The organism is Dactylosporangium sucinum (assembly GCF_014647515.1).
In the GTDB taxonomy this organism is placed as follows: domain Bacteria; phylum Actinomycetota; class Actinomycetes; order Mycobacteriales; family Micromonosporaceae; genus Dactylosporangium; species Dactylosporangium sucinum.
This window is the reverse complement of sequence record NZ_BMPI01000066.1, coordinates 1-17,113: the sequence shown is the minus strand read 5'-3', so window position 1 is coordinate 17,113 and position 17,113 is coordinate 1. Positions and strand designations below refer to the sequence as shown.

The window sequence follows — 17,113 nt, the reverse complement described above, 5'->3', positions numbered from 1 at the left end:
GCCCACCATAGGTCGCCCCTACGACAAAACCGCCGACAACGCCGCCCGCCGGGCCGGCAGCACCGCCGCCGCAACCCCCGCGAGCGCCGCCAGCAGCACGAACAGCCCCAGCCGCCCCACCGGCACCGTCACCAGCGGGTCGACCGCCCCGAACCCGGCCAGCGTGGTCAGCCAGCCGTACAGCACGCCGAACGCCACCCCGACCAGCGCCCCCGCGGTCGCCATGAGCAGGGCCTCCACCAGCAGCGTCGCGGCGAGCTGCCGGCGGGTCAGGCCGAGCGCCCGCAGCAACGCCGACTCCCGTGAGCGCTCCAGCACGGACAGTGACAACGTGTTCGCGATCCCGACGAGGGCGATGAGCAGCGCACACGCCAGCAGTACGGCGATGATCCCCACCAGCTGGTCTACCGCCGCCTTCCGGTCGTCCCGCACGTCGGCGAGGTCGTCGTAGCGCACCAGCGGAGCGCCGGCCAGCGCCGCGTCGAGCCGCTCGCGCGCGGGTGCGCCCGGCGTTGCCCGGACGAGGATCATGGATGCAGCGGTACCGCCGGGGAAGAGCGACGCGAAGTCCCCCGCACTGACGACGAGATCGCCGGTCAGGCTGGGCCCCTGCACCGTGGCCGCCACGGTGACGGCGAGCGCTCGCTCGCCGGCCCGCACGGTCAGCCGGTCGCCCGGCCGGGCGCGCCCGAGCACGTCGGAGGCGGCGGGCACCCGGGCGGTGCCGTCGGCGACGCCACCGGTGCCGACAAGGATCGATCTCCCGTCGACCACGGCCTCCGCCTGCCGCACCGCCTCCACCGACGCGAACGCCGGATCCCCGCTCAGCGACGCCGTCACGGAAGGCGGGATCGTGGTGCCGTTGACCGCCGGCACGACGAGGTAGTCGACCGGGAACGCCCGATCCAGCTGGGCCGTCGCCGTCCGGTCCACGGTCGCCGCGATCGTGCTGCCGCCGGCCATCAGCGCAACCCCGATCACGAGCGTCGCCGTCGTCGCCGCGGTCCGTTCCGGATTGCGCCTGGCATTCGCGGCCGCGAGCCGGGCCGGCACGCCGAACACCCGGCCGGGCAGCCAGCCGAGCGCCGCCACCAGCCGGCCCACCAGCAGCGGCGACAACAGGAGCAGCGCCAGGAACGTGCCGGTGCCGCCGGCCATGACCAGCACCATGCCCTCCTCCGCGCCGCCCGCCCGCAGCCCGGCGACGGTCAGCGCGGCCCCGCCGGCCAGGGCGAGCCCGGCGAGCACGAACGTCCACCGCCGCCGCGGCTCCTCCCCGGTGATGCGCAGCGCTGCGACCGGCGGCACCCGCCCGGCCCGCACCGCCGGGATCGCCGCCGACCCGACCGTCACCAGCAGACCCAGCCCGACCGCGACGAGCACCGGCGCCGCGCTCAGCACCGGCCGCCCGCCCGGCAGCCCGAGCAACGTGCCGCCGCGCGTCAGCCCGGCCGCCACCCCGAGCCCGGCCACCGCCCCGGCGAGCGACGCGGCGAGCCCGACCGCGGCCGACTCCAGCAGCACCAGCCGGATCACCTGGCCGCGCCGGGTGCCGACGCAGCGCAGCAGCGCGGTCTCGCGGATCCGTTGCGCCATCAGGATGTTGAAGGTGTTGAAGATGACGAACCCGGCGACCAGTACGGCGACGGCCGCGAACAGCACGAGGCCGACGAACACCCCGTTCAGCTGTCCGGACGCGGCCCGGGCGAGGTCGCGCCGCAGCGCGTCGCCGGTGCGGAACCGGGCCTGCGCCGGGCCGGCGGCGGCGATGCGGTCGCGCACCTCGCCCGCGTCGGCGCCGGGCCGCAGCGTCGCGACGACCTCCCGGTAGCCGTTTGCGCCGGTCAGCCGCACCACCTCCGCCTGCGTGAGCACGACGGTCGGCGCGCCGCCGGCACTCGCCACCACGCCGACGACCCGCAGCTCCTGCCGTGCGCCGCCGGCGTCGACGACGACCGCGGTGTCTCCCACGGTGATGCCGGTGGATTCGACGGTACCGCTGTCGAGCGCCGCCTCACCGCCTCCCTCCGGCAGCCGTCCGCTCCGCAGGTCGAACCCGCGCAGGGCCGGCACCGAGCCGGTGTCGACCGCGGCCGGCGGCTCCCCGAACGTCGTGACCGGCTTGCCGTGCCGGTCGAGCAGCGGCAGCGGCGCGGCCATCCGCCCGTCGACGTCGGCCACGCCGGGCGTGTTCCGGACCGCGTCCACAGTGGACAACGGCAGGCGCGTGTCGCCGCGGGCCGTCACCGCGACGCCGACGTTGCGGGCCCCTCGCGCGTACTCGTCATACAGCGCGGCCGAGGCGGTATCCCGGTAGACGAGGACGCCGGCGACGAACGCGACCGACAGCACGATCGCGATCGCGGTCGGCACCAGCCGCCGCGGCCGCAGCGAGGAGAGGGCGATTCGCAGCACGGCTCGACGCTAGGCGAGCGGCGGGCCGTTCCGCGTCGGAGCAGAGCCGTACTACTCAGGTATGAGGCCGGCGGCCGCCCGGAAATTGTCGTACCCCGGGCCTACGGTCGGCGCCATGACAACCTCAGATCAGGTCCGCCACGGACGCGATCCACTCGCCCGCCTCCTGCTCGCTCGCGAACGAGCGGCGGGTCGCGAAGACCGTCGCCGAGCCGCCCACGTTGACCACGAAGGTCACCGCCCACGTCTGCTGGTCCTTGCGGAACGTGCGGGCGCGGGTGTCCAGGTGGATCGGCGCGACCAGGGTGGCGTGGGCCAGGTTGAGGTAGGTCGGCTGCGAGGTCGACATGTCGACCACCGGCACGAGTCTCATGGAACGACCCTAGTCCGTGTAAGAAATCTTAGAAGCGTCGTAAGAAGTCAACAAAGATGTGTCTAGATATTGCGCACGCCCAGGGCCGGGGTTACCGTCCCAGATGCACCGCCTCCGCCAACCGGTGCATCGACCGAACGCCTTCACCCCCTGCCTGACCGGGTCAGGCCCCGGACCCCGTCCCGACCGCCGACACGGGGGCCGCGGGCGACCCTGTCGACTCGTCGAAAGCGAGCAACCATGCTCAGGCTCACCCGAAGCGGGCGGACCACCGCCCCGGACCCGACCGAGCGGTCAACCGCTCCGGTCGCGGCAGGACGGCACGCCCGCGTCCTGCGGCCGCGCGCCCGCACCGCCGCGCTGGTCGCCGGCACCACGCTGGCCGCCGCCGGCGTGGTCGTCGCCGCCGTCACCCCGGCATTGGCGGCCGCCACCGGCGGCGTCGGGGCGACGCTGCCCTACGTCCAGGTCCAGGCCGAGAACTCGACCACCAACGGCACCGTCATCGGCCCGTCCGCGCAGTACAACACCCTCGCGGCCGAGGCGTCGTACCGCAAGGCGGTGACCCTGCAGGGCCAGGGGAAGTTCGTCGAGTTCACCACGCCCGTGACGACGAACTCGATCGTCTTCCGCTACAGCATCCCCGACTCCGGCAACGGCTCGGTCTACACGGCGCCGATCTCGCTGTACATCAACGGCACCCGCCAGACCAACTTCACCCTGACCAACGCCTACAGCTGGTATTACGGCGGATATCCGTTCACCAACTCGCCGGGCAGCAACGCCCACCACTTCTACGACGACGTCAACCGGCTCTTCACCCAGACCTACCCGGCCGGCACGAAGTTCCGGCTGCAGGTCGACGCCGACTCGACCGCCTCGTCCTACACGATCGACTTCGCCGACTTCGAGAACGTGAGCGGGCCGCTCTCCCAGCCGGCCGGCTCGGTCTCGATCACCAGCCGCGGCGCCGACCCGACCGGCGTGCAGGACTCCACCTCGGCGATGAACCAGGCGATCGCCGCGGCCGGCGCGGGCGGCACGGTCTGGATCCCGCCGGGCACGTTCAAGATCCAGGGCCACATCGCGGTCAACAACGTCACCATCAAGGGTGCCGGCATGTGGCACTCGCGCACCCAGGGCGACCGGATCGGGTTCTACGGCAACTACCCGCCGACACCGAGCGCCAACGTGCACCTCGCCGACTTCGCCATCTTCGGCAACGTCCAGGAGCGCAACGACGGCGACCAGGTCAACGGCATCGGCGGCGCGATGAGCAACTCCACCGTCGACCGGGTCTGGATCGAGCACACCAAGGTCGGCGCCTGGATGGACGGGCCGTTCACCAACCTGGTGTTCAACCAGATGCGGCTGCGCAACTTCACCGCCGACGCGATCAACTTCCACAACGGGGTCACCAACTCCAAGGTGACGAACTCCGACGTGCGCAACGCCGGCGACGACGGCCTGGCGATGTGGGCCGAGGTCAACGCCGACGCGAACAACTCGTTCGACCACAACACGGTGCAGTATCCGATCCTGGCCAACGGCATCGCGATCTACGGCGGCCACGACAACGTCGTCGCCGACAACCGGGTGATCGACGCCGGCCTGTCGCAGGGCGGCGGCATCCACGTGGGGCAGCGGTTCAACTCGACCCCGCTCGGGCGCACCGACGTGCTGCGCAACACGATCATCCGCTCCGGCAGCCTCGACCCCAACTGGAACTTCGGGGTCGGCGCGCTGTGGTTCGACGCCCGTGACGCCGCCATGTCGGGTCAGGTCAACGTCGACAACATCCTGATCCAGCAGAGCCCGTTCGAGGCGATCCAGTTCGTCTCCGGATCGAGCATCAGCAACGTGCGGATCAACAACGCCACGATCCAGAACACCGGCACGTGGGCGATCCAGGAGCAGGTCGGCGGCTCGGCCACGATCAGCAACAGCTCGGCGACCGGCGTCGGGGCGCCGGCGGCCATCTACAACTGCGGCGTCGGTTTCACCCTGACCGACGGCGGTGGCAACTCCGGCCTCAGCGGCTCGGCGTGCCAGAACATCACCAACCCGGCGTTCCCGCCGTACCTGCCGGACAACGGCTCGAACATCACCGTCAGCCCCAGCGCCCTCGGCTTCGGCAGCGTCGCCACCGGCGCCACCAGCGCGGCGCAGACGGTCACTGTCACCAACGGCGGCACCGCCTCGGCGGCCGTCGGCACGATCGCGGCCAGCGGCGACTTCGCGCAGACCACCACCTGCGGCAGCAGCCTCGCCGCCGGCGCCTCCTGCACGGTGAGCGTCACGTTCCGGCCCACGGCGGCCGGGGACCGCACCGGCACGCTCAGCGTCACCGTCGGCGGGGTCACCAGCACGGTGCCGCTGTCGGGCACCGGTGTCGCGCCCGGCCCGGTGCTGAGCGCCAACCCGCAGGCGCTGACGTTCCCGGCGACCGTCGTCGGCGCGCAGTCGGCCACCCAGACGGTGACCGTGACGAACTCGGGCACCGCCGCGGCGACCGTCTCCGGCGTCTCGGCGAGCGGTGACTTCAGCCAGACCAACACCTGCTCGTCGCTGGCGGTCGGCGCCTCCTGCACGGTCACGGTCCGGTTCGCCCCGACGGCGTCCGGCGCGCGCAGCGGCACGGTCACCGTCACCAGCAACGCGAACAACAACCCGCTGTCGATCGCCCTGTCGGGCAGCGGCATCGGCACGAACACCAACATCGCGCTGAACAAGCCGACCGTCGCCTCCAGCCAGGTCAACGGCACGCAGGCGGCGAGCACGGCGACCGACGGCAACACCGCCACCTACTGGGAGAGCGCCAACAACGCCTTCCCGCAGTGGGTGCAGGTCGACCTCGGCGCGGTGACCAGCATCGGCCGGGTCACGCTGAAGCTGCCGCCGCCCGCCGCCTGGGCGACCCGCACGCAGACGCTGTCGGTGCTGGGGTCCAACGACGGCAACAGCTTCAACCAGATCGTGGCGCCGGCCGGGCGGACGTTCGACCCGGCGACCGGCAACACGGTGGACATCACGCTGCCGGCGACGAACACGCGGTATGTCCGGGTGAACATCACGGCGAACACCGGCTGGCCGGCGGGGCAGGTGGCCGAGTTCGAGGTGTACCCGTCCGGCGGCACGTCGCCGAACGCGCCGACGCTGAGCACGATGCCCAGCTCGCTGACGTTCGGGTCGCAGGCGGTCGGCAGCACCAGCGCCGCGCAGGCGGTGACGGTGACCAACTCGGGCACCGCGGCGGCGACGGTCTCCGGTGTCTCGGTGAGCGGTGACTACACGCAGACGAACAACTGCGGCTCGATCGCGGTCGGGGCGTCCTGCGTCGTCAACGTGAGCTTCCGGCCCACCGCGACGGGCACTCGCACCGGCACGCTCACCATCACCAGCAACGCCTCGAACAGCCCGACGACGGTGTCGCTCACCGGCGCCGGCGGCAGCACGGCGCCGGTGAACCTGGCCGCGGGCCGGCCGACGGCGGAGTCGAGCCACGTGCAGGTGTACACCTCGGCCAACATCACCGACGGCGACCAGGGCAGCTACTGGGAGAGCGCCAACAACGCGTTCCCGCAGTGGGTGCAGGTCGACCTGGGCAGCGCCCAGTCGGCGTCGCGCATGGTGCTGCAGCTGCCGGCCGGCTGGGGCACCCGCACCCAGCGCATCGAGGTCCTCGGCAGCACCAGCGGCTCGTCGTGGACCCAGGTGAAGGCCCCGGCCGACTACGTCTTCGACCCGGGCGCCAACAACACCGTCACCATCACGTTCGGGGCGACGACGCAGCGGTACTTCCGCCTGCAGTTCACGTCGAACACCGGCTGGCCGGCCGGCCAGCTCTCCACCCTCCAGGTCTGGACCTCGTAACTCCCACGACCGACGCGAACGGCTGCCGGGTCCCCAGCGGATCCGGCAGCCTTCGTCGTGCCGGGCCCGGCGCGGGGCATCGCCAAGCCGGCGGCCGCCCAGGCCCCCGCGCGCAAGTCCCGCCACATGGTCCGGTGGCGCGCAGCCGGCCGCTCGCATCGCCTCGATGGCGGCGCCCGCCGTTCCGACGTCGGCCGCGCATGGTTCGACGGCGCCCGCCCTCGGAGTCGTAGCTGAGCCGCCACCGGCCGGCCATGCGCGCAGGCTGGTCACGGCCGGTCCAGCTGCGAGGCCTGCATGATCACGGACGTTTCTGTACCGAATGCGAACCAAAAACGTCCGTGATCATGTGCGGGACACGTCGCCCGGCGGTCGGGGGCCGGCCGCAGGTGGCCGGTCGCGGGAAGGCTGCCGGGCCCCGTGGGGATACAGTGCGCCTTATGGTCATCCCGAAGCGGGCGCGGATTCTGCTGTGGTTCTTCGGCGTCGTGCTGCTCATCGTGCTCGTGCTCGGGGCCGCGGGGGCGTTCGACAGTCCGATGGAGATGTTCGCGGCGTTCGCCGCGCTGCTCGCCGGGCTGGGGACCGTGGGGCTCGCGCTGAGCTACTACTTCAACTGGCCGCCACGAGACTAGGCCGCGAACCAGCCACGGCCGGGCGCGAACCGGCGACGGCGAGCGCGAACCGGCGACGGCGAGCGCGAACCGGCCGCGGCCGGGCGGGAACCGCGCCGCAGACCAGCCGCGAGCCGGGCGATCATGACCGCGCCGGGGCACGGCGCGTAGCCTCGTCGGCATGGCAACGCGGCTTGTGCAGATCAACATGAAGGCTCGGGACGACGCCGCGCTGGGCGGGTTCTGGGCGGAGGTGCTCGGCTGGGGAGTGTCCAGCGAGGGACCCGGCGTGACCAACCTCGAACCCGAGGGCTTCGTCTACCCCGACCCCGTCGCCGTCTGCCTCGACCTCGTCGCCTCTGCCGAACCCAAGACGGTGAAGAACCGCGTCCACGTCGACCTCGCCACCACCTCGGCGGCCCATCAGGCGGACGTGGTCACGCGCCTGAAGGATCTCGGCGCGACACCCGCCGACGTCGGCCAGGGCGACGTCCCGTGGACGGTCCTGGCCGACCCGGAGGGCAACGAGTTCTGCGTGCTGGACCCCCGGCCGCTCCACCGGGACACCGGACCGATCGCCGCGGTCGTGGTCGACTGCGCGGATCCGCGAGCCATGGCCCGCTTCTGGGGCAAGGCCATGGACTGGGCCCTGCACGAGGTGACCGACGACAGCGCGGTGCTGCGCTGCGCCAAGGGCGTCGGCCCATATCTGCGGTTCCTCCGCACACCCGACGTGAAGACCGGGTGGAACCGCGTCCATCTCGACGTTCGCCCATACCCTGGCGACGACCCGGAGGCCGAGGCGGCCAGACTGCGGACGCTCGGCGCCACCGCCGTCGACCTGGGCCGGAGCGACCTCCCGTGGATGGTCCTCGCCGACCCGGAAGGCAACGAGTTCTGCCTCCTCGCCCCGGGCTGACCGAAACTGCGTCCGCTCACGTGTCAGTCGCTGTTGACCCAGAACCAGTCGGCCGGTTCGTGGTCGACGCCCGCCGCGGTGAACCAGGCCGTCACGCGGTCGCGGGCGGCGCCCCGGGCCTGGCCGTCGGCCAGCTCGCCCGACGCCACCCGAGCGCGGAAGGCGCGGGCCAGGCGATCCTCCAGGTCGCCGTGGCCGCCGGGCGACGGGGCCAGGTGCTCCACCAGTGCGGCCAGGCTGGCGTACCGCGCGCGGACCGGTGGCGGGCGGGCCGGCGCAGCGCAGGCAGCCTCGACGACGGCCACGAGTGCAGGCAGCGCCGCCGCGGGCACGACCGCCGAGCCGAAGCGGCCGGACTCGTCCGGATGCTCCGCGAGCTCGACGAAGCCCGGCGGTCCCGCCATCACCCGCATGGAGGGCAATCTACCTACACGGGCGTCGCGAAGGGGACCGTGTCGATCCCCAGGGCCAGCGCCACCGCGCCCAGGGCGGCGGCGCGCAGCGAGAGGGCGCTCTGCACCACCTCGACCGACTCGGCGGCCGCGGCCAGGGCCGTCTCCGCCAGGCCCCGCTGCAAGGGCTCGCGCAGGAGCTCGGTCGCCGCGCCCAGCTCGTCGCCGAGCAGGACGCGCTGGGGGTTGATGAGGTTGACCAGATTGCCCAGCGCGTACCCGAGCTGGGTGCCCGCGTCCATGATCAGCCGGCGGCAGCCGGGGTCGCCGGACTGGGCGTACTCGATCAGGCCGGCCAGGTCGTGCAGCTCCGGGTGGGACTGGCGGGCGTTGGCCAGCAGCGCGCGGCCCCCGACGGCCAGCTCGACGCAGCCGCGGTTGCCGCACCGGCACACCGCGCCGCGGGCGTCCAGGGTCACGTGGCCGAGCTCGCCCGCGGTGCCGGCGGTGCCGCGGTAGAGGCGGCCGTCCAGGACGATGCCGGCGCCGATGCCGGTGGCGAGCTTGACGTAGACCAGATCGGTGCAGCCGCGGCCGGCGCCCCAGACGTACTCGCCCAGGGTTGCCAGGTTGGCGTCGTTGTCGACGCGGACCGGCAGGTCGAGGCGCGCCGTGAGCTCCTCGGCCGGCAGCAGGTCGGCCCAGCCGGGCAGCATGGGCGGGGAGCCGATCCGCCGGTCGCGGGTGATCGGGGCCGGCACGCCCAGGCCGACCCCCACGACCTCGGCCCGGGTGGCGCCGATGTCGGCCAGGGCGGCGTCGATGAGGCCGACCGCGAGGTCCAGCGCGTCGTGCGGACGGTCGTCGATGTCGAAGTCGGTGCGGGCCTCGCGCTCGGCGAGCACCGCGTGGCCGAGATCGGCGAGGGCGACGCGCACGTGCCGGCGGCCGATGTCGGCGCCGACCGCGATGCCGGCCCGGCGGGTCAGCTGGACGACCGACGCGGGGCGCCCGCCCACGGGCCGGGCCGCGGCGCCGGTACGCTCGCTGACCAGGCCCGCGCCGCCGAGGTCGGTGAGCACGGCCGACACCGTCGGCCGGGACAGTCCGCTGAGCGTGACCAGCTCGGCCCGGGTGCGGGGGCCGTACAGGCGCAGCGTCTCGGCGACCCTCCTGGCCGTCCCGCCCAGCTCGCGGCGCCACAGGTCGCGGGGATCCGTCGGATGCGCCGCCGCCACGGCGCGTAATCCTGCAACCGCACCGGCAGTTATGTCAAGGTCTTACCGAACCGTACCCTCATGCGGCGCGCGGTCTGGCCGACCTCCCCCCAGATTGCAGGGATGTCACAACTCGAATGCCAGGAGTTGACAGAACCCCTCCCGGAGACGAAGGTCCCGGGTGGAAACCTATCCCGCAAGGTTCAACACGTTCGCACACACCCACACTCCGCAACCGCAAGCATGTGACACACCCCCGAGCAACGTGCAACATCCCGTGATGGAGGGACGAATGCGCTTCAGCACTCGCGCGGCCTTCGCCGCCGCCGGCGTCGCGCTGGCCCTGGTGGCCAGCGGCTGCGGTGCCGACGACGGCAACGGCAGCAGCGGCACCGGCAGCAAGCAGGTCGAGGTCTTCACCTGGTGGGCCGACGGCGGCGAGAAGGCCGGCCTCGACGGCCTGGTGACGCAGTTCAAGACGGACTGCTCGCAGTACGAGTTCGTCAACGGCGCGGTCGCCGGCGGTGCCGGTTCGAACGCCAAGCAGGTGCTGGCCTCCCGGCTGCAGCAGAACGACCCGCCGGACACGTTCCAGGCACACGCCGGCGCCGAGCTGACCGACTACATCAAGGCCGGCCAGATCGAGGATCTCTCCGCGCAGTACAAGGAGTGGGGCCTCGACAGCGCCTTCCCGAAGGGCCTCGTCGACAGCCTGACCGTCAACGGCAAGATCTACTCCGTGCCGGCCAACATCCACCGCGCCAACGTGCTGTGGGCGAACAAGAAGGTCCTCACCGACGCCGGCATCACCGCCGCGCCGAAGGACCTGGCCGAGTTCTTCACCCAGCTCGACACCCTCAAGGCGAAGGGCGTCGCCGCCCCGCTCGCGCTGGGCAAGGACTGGACCCAGCAGATGCTGTTCGAGGCCGTGCTCATCAGCGACCTCGGCGCCGAGAAGTTCACCGGCCTGTGGAACGGCAAGACCGACTGGGCCGGCGCCGACGTGACCAAGGGTATCGAGGACTACAAGAAGCTGCTGTCGTACTCCAACAAGGACCGCGACACCTTCGACTGGACCGACGCCGAGAAGATGGTCATGGACGGCAAGGCCGCCTACCAGCTCATGGGTGACTGGGAGGCCGCCGACCTCGACGCCAAGGGCTTCAAGGACTACAGCTACTCGGTCTTCCCGGGCAACGGCAACGCCTACCAGTGGCTCGCCGACTCGTTCGTGCTGCCGAAGGGTGCCAAGAACCCCGAGGGCACCAAGTGCTGGCTGAAGACCCTGGGCAGCGCCGCCGGCCAGAAGGCCTTCAACACCAAGAAGGGCTCGATCCCGGCCCGCACCGACGCGGTCGCCGGTGACTACCCGGCCTACCAGCAGGCGGCCATCGCCGACTGGTCCAAGGGCGTCGCCGTCCCGTCCTGCCCGCACGGCTCGGCCTGCTCGCAGGGCTGGCAGGGTGCGGTCGCCTCGGCGCAGGGCAAGTTCTCCAGCGACGGTGACGTCGCCGCACTGCAGACCGCGCTCGTCGCCGCGGCGAAGCAGTACGCCGGCAAGTAGCAGCAGTACGCCGGCAAGTAGCGGTACGCCGGCAAGTAGCGGTACGACGGACGCACCGGAGCGGGCAGCAGCCTGCTCCGGTGCGCCCATGACGGAGGACCCGCGGTGACGACCACCACTGAACAGACCCGACCCCGCCGCAGTCCCGGAGCGACCCGCGCGAAGCTGCGCCGGTGGGCCCCGGGCCTCATCCTGCTGTCGCCCTCGCTCGTGCTCCTGGCGATCTTCGTGTACGGCCTGATCGGCTGGACGGCGAAACTCAGCTTCAGCGACGAGCACGACGCCCTCGGCAACAAGGGCTTCGTCGGCCTCAAGAACTTCACCGACCTCTTCACCGAGGACATCAACGACCGGTTCGTCCACTCGCTGAAGAACCTGCTCGTCTTCACCGTCGTGTTCATGGTCGGCACGATGGCGATGGGCCTGCTGTGGGCCTTCCTGATGGAGCGGGGCGTGCGCGGCGAGGGCTTCTTCCGCGCCGTCTACCTGTTCCCGATGGCCATCTCCTTCGTCGCCAGCGGCGTCGTGTGGCGCTGGCTGATGAACTCCGGCACCGACGACTCGGCCGGCGGCCTCAACCGCATCTTCGTCGACCTGCACCTCGGGTTCCTGCAGAACCCCTGGTGGACCGACCCCGACTGGGGCATGGCCGCGATGGCGCTGCCGGCGATCTGGCAGCTCTCGGGCTACGTGATGGCGCTGTTCCTGTCCGGCTTCCGGGGCATCCCGGCCGAGCTGCGCGAGGCCGCCGCCGTCGACGGGGCGACCGGCTGGCAGCTCTACCGGCACGTGCTGTTCCCGCAGCTCACGCCGACCGCCCTGTCCGCGCTCATCATCCTCGGCCACATGTCGATGAAGATGTTCGACCTGATCATGTCGGTGTCCGGCGCCCAGTGGATCACCGAGGTCCCCGCGGTCTACGTCTGGCAGACGCTGCTCACCAGCGACTACGCCAAGGCGGCGGCAATCTCGATCATCCTGCTGGTGCTGGTGGCGATCGTGATCGTGCCGTACCTCATCTACAACAACCGGGTGGAGCGCCGTTCATGACCGGTCCGGAGCGTCGCGGAGGGGCCGGTCAACGGCCGGCTCAGTGTGAAGGTCATGGAACCGGCGAGCGAAGCGAGGAGGGGGCATGACCGCGAGCACCGTCAGCCCGGCTCCGGAGGCGGTCGACGCCTCGGCGCCGCGCAAGAAGCCGCGCGGCTCGGTCCACGCCCGGTCGCCGCTCGGGCGGGTCGTGACGTACGTCCTCCTGCTGTTCTTCCTGATCATCATCCTGATGCCGGCCTACGTGCTCATCGTCACGAGCCTGAAGTCCGGCCGGGAGATCGGCGTCAACGGGCAGTGGAACCTGCCCTCCGAGTGGACCTTCGCGTCGTGGGAGAAGGCGTGGGCGTCGCTGCGCCCGTCGTTCATCCGCACGTTCGAGCTGGCCATCCCGGTGGCGCTGATCTCGTCGGTCCTCGGCGCGGCCAACGGCTTCGTGCTGTCGCGCTGGCGCTTCCCGGGTGCCGACGTGGTGTTCACGCTGATCCTGTTCGGCATGTTCATCCCGTACCAGGCCGTCATGATCCCGCTGCGCCAGATCGTCCACGAGATCGGCCTGCCGCCGGGCATCTCGACGCTGATCTTCGTGCACTGCGTGTACGGCATCCCGATCTGCACGCTGATCTTCCGCAACTACTACGCCACGACGGTGCCGGTCGAGCTCATCGAGGCGAGCCGGGTCGACGGCGCCGGCATGCTGCGGACGTTCCGGTCGGTGATCCTGCCGGTCTCCGCCCCGGGCTTCGTGGTGACGATCATCTGGCAGTTCACCTCGGCCTGGAACGACTACCTGTTCGCGATCTTCATGTCGAACACGAGAAACGGCCCGGTGACGATCGCCCTGAACGCGCTGGCCGGCGCCCAGTCGCCGGACTACGCCGCCTCGATGGCGGGCGCGCTCATCGCGTCCCTGCCCACCCTGCTGGTGTACATCGTGCTCGGCCGCTGGTTCATCGGCGGACTGATGGCCGGTTCAGTAAAGAGCTGAGCCACAGCGGCCCGCCGGACACCCGGCGGGCCGCTGTTAGGCTGCCAGCGGAGAACCGCCCGCCCGAGGGCGCGACGCTGGGTAAGGACACCGTGACGGTTACATTCGCAGAGCTCACCACCATGCGCGTCGGCGGCCCGATCGGCCGGCTCGAGATCACCGAGAGCACCGGCCACGCCGTCGACCTGCTGCGCGCGCACGACGAGCGGCGGCCGCTGCTGGTGATCGGCGGCGGTTCGAACCTGGTGGTCGGCGACGAGGGATTCGACGGCACCGTCATCAAGATGGCCTCACCGGAGGTCGACCTCGACGGCGAGCGCGTCACCGCCTCGGCCGGCGTCGACTGGGACAGCCTCGTCGAGCTCACCGTCGCCGAGGGCCTGTCCGGCCTGGAGGCCCTGTCCGGCATCCCCGGCACGGTCGGCGGCACCCCGGTGCAGAACGTCGGCGCCTACGGCTACCTCACGGGTGAGGTCCTGGAGTCGGTCACCGTCTTCGACCGGCAGACCGGCGCGGTCGAGCGGTGGGGCGTGCAGCGGTGCGGGTTCGGCCCGCACCGGCAGTCGGTGTTCAAGCACACCGACCGCTGGGCGATCATCGACGTCACCTACCGGCTGCGCCGCAGCGACCAGTCCCTGCCGCTCACCTACGAGGTGCTCTACCAGGCGCTCGGCCTGGAGAAGGGCGGCACGGCCAAGCCGGCCGACGTGCGCGACGCGGTGCTGCAGATCCGCCGCGGCCGCGGCATGGTCCTCGACCCGGCCGACCACGACACCTGGAGCGTCGGCTCGTTCTTCGTCAACCCGGTCGTGCCCGCGGACACCGTGCCGGCGAAGGTCTTCGAGCGCGGCGGCCCGGCCTACCCCGACCCCGAGGGCACCAAGCTGTCGGCGGCCTGGCTGATCCAGACGTCGGGTTTTCCGCGGGGGTACGGCGGGGAGTGGGGGAACGGCCGGGTGACCCTGTCGAGCCGGCACACCCTGGCGATCACCAACCGGGGCGGCGCCACGGCGACCGACGTGGTCCGGTTCGCGGCGCACGTCGCCGACGGCGTCGAGGCCGAGTACGGCCTGCGCCTCACCCCCGAGTGCGACCTGGTCAACTGCTCGTTCTGAGCGCGTGCTCGGGCGGTCCTCAGGGTGCCCGGACCGAGCCGAGGGCTGTCGTGAGGTGGTCGAGCAGGGCCGCCGTGGATGGGTGTGGGTCGCGACGCGGTGTGATCGTGTAGATGCCGCGGGTCGGGGGATCGACGAGGGCCACTGTGGTGACGTCGGCCCGCAGCGCGCACGTGAGCACCCCGGGTATCAGCGCGATGGCGTGGCCGGTCGCGACCAGGGCGATCTTGCCGAGCAGGTCGGCCGCGGTGAGGTCGATGCGGGCGGTGACTCCGGCGCGGGCGGCGTGCTGGCGCAGCAGCGCCGCCGAGCCGTCGTTGTCCTCGACCCAGGTCTCGTCGGCCAGCGCCGGCATGCGCACCGGGCCGTGCCCGGCCCGCGGGTGGTCGACGGGCAGCACGACGACCATCTCGTCCATCCCCAGGAATCGTCGTTCGAGACGCGGGTCGCTGGGTAGCCCTGGCGGCGCGTCGGTGACGACAGCGATGTCGAGGTCGCCGGCGATCACGCGCTCGTGCAGTTGTGCGCTCAGCTCGGGCAGCAGGCTCCACCGGACGGGTCCGGCCGTGTCCAGCAGGCGGCGGATCGCGGCGGGCACGATCCCGGCGGCCAGCGACGGCGTCGCGCCGACGGCCAGCGGTCGGCCGAGCGTCCCGTCACGAACGTCCCGCACGGCGCGAACGGCGCGGTCGGTCTCGTTGAGCGCGGCCAGGGCGTGGTGACGGAACACCTCGCCGGCCGGCGTCGGACGCACGCCTCGTGCGTGCCGCTGCACCAGCGGCACGCCGAGCTGGCGCTCCAGCCCGGCGATCTGCCGGGAGACGGCCGACTGGGTGTGACCGAGCTCGGCGGCGGCCGCCGCCAGCGACCCGAGCCGGCACACCGTCACGAACGTCCGCCACACGGTCAGATCCATGGCGCAAGTATGCCTGGCCGGCATGCGTTCTCCGCAGGGCTGCCCTGCGAGATCTGCGCTTGTCGCAACTGTCGCGATGCCCCAGGCTGGGACGCATGACCGCACCGCACACGATCGCCGTCCTCGGCTTGGGCCGCATGGGCGCCGCGATCGCGACACGACTCGCCGACCGCGGCTGGGACGTCGTCGGTTGGACGCGCTCCGGGCGCACGGCCGACGCTGTCGAGACGACCGCCGATCCGAACGACGCCGTGGCGAAGGCCGACGTCATGGTCCTGGCGTTGTTCGACGGGCAGGCCTGCCGGCAGGTCGTCGACCGGGTCCGCGACTCGCTGCGAACGGACGCGATCGTGCTGAACACCAGCACCATCGCCCCCGCCGATGCGTCGAGCCTGGCCCGGCAGCTCGGCCCGTCGTACGTCCACGCGCCCGTGCTCGGCTCCGTGCCGGCCGCCGCCGCCGGTGACCTTCAGGTGCTCGCCGCCGCCGACCAGGACACGCTCGACCGGGTCCGGCCGGTTCTGGAAGCGCTCGGCACCGTGCGGCGCGTCGACGACGCGGCCACCGCCGCCGCGCTCAAGCTGATCGCCAACAGCAGCCTCGCCGGCGCCGTCCTTGCGCTGCGCGACGCGCTGCGGCAAGCCGACGCCCTGGGCCTGCCCCGTGCCCAGGTGCTGGACGTCCTCGAACTGGGCCAGCTCGGCGGGCTCGTCGCCCGCAAGCGGTCCTTCCTCGCCGGTCAGCGGGCCGCGGCCAGGGCCGAGTTCACGATCGGTGCGCTGGCCAAGGACATGGCACTGCTGGCCGCCGCGTCGAACAGCCCCCTGCGCAGCGCAGCCGACCTGGCGGACACCCTGGCCGACACCCCGGCCGGCCCCGAGGCCGACATCGCCGTCGCCGCCACGGTCCCGGCCGTAGGTGGCGCCGTGTTCGAACCGCTCCGCACCTACATCCGCGGGCACGCCACCGGCGACCCCGCCCACTTCCGCGACGCGTTCCTGCCCACCGCCCACATCGAGGGGCTCCGGGACGGCGCATTCGTCTCGTGGCGCCTGGACGACTACTGCGCGCTCTTCCACGGCCACCCGGCCCCGGACGAACCGACCCGACACCGCCGCATCGACTCCGTCGACGTCCACGGCACCGTCGCCACCGCGACCATGACGCTCTGGCACGGCGCGGACACCTTCACCGACATCTTCCTGCTGGTCCACGTCGACGACGGCTGGCGCATCGCCAACAAGGCCTACCACCGGCACTCCTGAGCCGGCGGCTCGCGGCGGTGGGCCTCGGAGCATGAAGTCGGCCGGGCCGCCACCGGCGAGGTGGTGACGGACCGGCCGACGTCGTGCGGACTACACCCAGTGGATGTCGGTGTCCGGGTTGTAGAGGCAGTTCGTGCTGTCCGGGCCGGAGCCGATGTGGCTCGGCTCGCTGCCCTTCGGCACGCCCTTGTACTTGTCGCAGATGATCGTCTTGTGCGACGAGTCGCCCACGATCGTGATGTTCGAGAACCGGGCGGTGTCGCCCCAGTTCGTGTTGATGCCGGCGATCACCTTCGTCGACGTGGCGCGGATGTTGCTCACCACGACGTGGCGCTGGAACGAGTTGGTGCAGTTGCCGCAGGCGCGGTACAACTTGCCGGCGTTCTCCACGGAGAAGCCGGAGATGTTCACG

General features: G+C 72.0%; 14 protein-coding genes. 8 read left to right on the top strand and 6 right to left on the bottom strand.

Going from position 1 to position 17,113, the window contains the following annotated elements:
* Positions 1 to 18 precede the first annotated feature (18 nt).
* Together IEZ31_RS43945 and IEZ31_RS43940 are read right to left on the bottom strand one after the other, a co-directional pair.
* A complete protein-coding gene (locus tag IEZ31_RS43945; RefSeq protein WP_190256084.1) occupies positions 19 to 2,415 on the bottom strand; it encodes an ABC transporter permease in 2,397 nt (798 codons plus the stop codon).
* A 124-nt stretch (positions 2,416 to 2,539) separates the two neighbouring features.
* Complete coding sequence (locus tag IEZ31_RS43940; protein WP_190256083.1) at positions 2,540 to 2,788, bottom strand: hypothetical protein; 249 nt, start codon at positions 2,786 to 2,788, stop codon at positions 2,540 to 2,542.
* 240 nt (positions 2,789 to 3,028) lie between these two features.
* Between IEZ31_RS43940 and IEZ31_RS43935 the strand changes: the two genes are divergently transcribed.
* From IEZ31_RS43935 to IEZ31_RS43925, 3 genes are all read left to right on the top strand, one after another.
* The gene (locus IEZ31_RS43935; protein ID WP_190256082.1) at positions 3,029 to 6,661 is read left to right on the top strand and encodes a choice-of-anchor D domain-containing protein; all 3,633 of its coding nucleotides are present in this window, start codon (positions 3,029 to 3,031) and stop codon (positions 6,659 to 6,661) included.
* A 440-nt stretch (positions 6,662 to 7,101) separates the two neighbouring features.
* Positions 7,102 to 7,296, top strand: a complete 195-nt coding sequence (locus IEZ31_RS43930; protein WP_190256081.1) for a hypothetical protein — start codon at positions 7,102 to 7,104, stop codon at positions 7,294 to 7,296.
* Between the two features lie 160 nt (positions 7,297 to 7,456).
* Positions 7,457 to 8,194 carry a VOC family protein gene (locus IEZ31_RS43925; RefSeq protein WP_190256080.1) on the top strand — a complete coding sequence of 246 codons (738 nt, stop codon included), beginning with the start codon at positions 7,457 to 7,459 and terminating at the stop codon, positions 8,192 to 8,194.
* A gap of 23 nt (positions 8,195 to 8,217) precedes the next feature.
* Here IEZ31_RS43925 and IEZ31_RS43920 read toward each other — a convergent pair whose 3' ends face one another.
* Together IEZ31_RS43920 and IEZ31_RS43915 are read right to left on the bottom strand one after the other, a co-directional pair.
* Entirely contained in the window at positions 8,218 to 8,607 is a 390-nt protein-coding gene (locus IEZ31_RS43920) for a hypothetical protein (protein WP_190256079.1), read from the bottom strand.
* 14 nt (positions 8,608 to 8,621) lie between these two features.
* Positions 8,622 to 9,824, bottom strand: coding sequence for an ROK family transcriptional regulator (locus IEZ31_RS43915; protein ID WP_190256078.1), 1,203 nt, complete (start codon positions 9,822 to 9,824; stop codon positions 8,622 to 8,624).
* Between the two features lie 271 nt (positions 9,825 to 10,095).
* Here IEZ31_RS43915 and IEZ31_RS43910 point away from each other — a divergent pair, with 271 nt between their 5' ends.
* From IEZ31_RS43910 to IEZ31_RS43895, 4 genes are all read left to right on the top strand, one after another.
* Positions 10,096 to 11,367, top strand: coding sequence for an ABC transporter substrate-binding protein (locus IEZ31_RS43910; RefSeq protein WP_190256077.1), 1,272 nt, complete (start codon positions 10,096 to 10,098; stop codon positions 11,365 to 11,367).
* A gap of 222 nt (positions 11,368 to 11,589) precedes the next feature.
* Positions 11,590 to 12,417: a carbohydrate ABC transporter permease gene (locus IEZ31_RS43905; protein ID WP_190256121.1), complete on the top strand. Its 828-nt coding sequence runs from the start codon at positions 11,590 to 11,592 to the stop codon at positions 12,415 to 12,417.
* An 85-nt stretch (positions 12,418 to 12,502) separates the two neighbouring features.
* Positions 12,503 to 13,405, top strand: a complete 903-nt coding sequence (locus tag IEZ31_RS43900; RefSeq protein WP_190256076.1) for a carbohydrate ABC transporter permease — start codon at positions 12,503 to 12,505, stop codon at positions 13,403 to 13,405.
* Positions 13,406 to 13,497: 92 nt separating this feature from the next.
* Positions 13,498 to 14,520 carry a UDP-N-acetylmuramate dehydrogenase gene (locus tag IEZ31_RS43895; RefSeq protein WP_190256075.1) on the top strand — a complete coding sequence of 341 codons (1,023 nt, stop codon included), beginning with the start codon at positions 13,498 to 13,500 and terminating at the stop codon, positions 14,518 to 14,520.
* 19 nt (positions 14,521 to 14,539) lie between these two features.
* Here IEZ31_RS43895 and IEZ31_RS43890 read toward each other — a convergent pair whose 3' ends face one another.
* Positions 14,540 to 15,436 (bottom strand): LysR family transcriptional regulator, encoded by an 897-nt coding sequence (locus IEZ31_RS43890; RefSeq protein ID WP_190256074.1) that lies wholly within the window; start codon positions 15,434 to 15,436, stop codon positions 14,540 to 14,542.
* A gap of 59 nt (positions 15,437 to 15,495) precedes the next feature.
* Here IEZ31_RS43890 and IEZ31_RS43885 point away from each other — a divergent pair, with 59 nt between their 5' ends.
* A complete protein-coding gene (locus IEZ31_RS43885; protein ID WP_373294787.1) occupies positions 15,496 to 16,701 on the top strand; it encodes a nuclear transport factor 2 family protein in 1,206 nt (401 codons plus the stop codon).
* 90 nt (positions 16,702 to 16,791) lie between these two features.
* Here the strand turns inward: IEZ31_RS43885 and IEZ31_RS43880 are convergent.
* A partial coding sequence (locus tag IEZ31_RS43880; RefSeq protein ID WP_190256072.1) for a pectate lyase occupies positions 16,792 to 17,113 on the bottom strand: 322 nt, incomplete at its 5' end.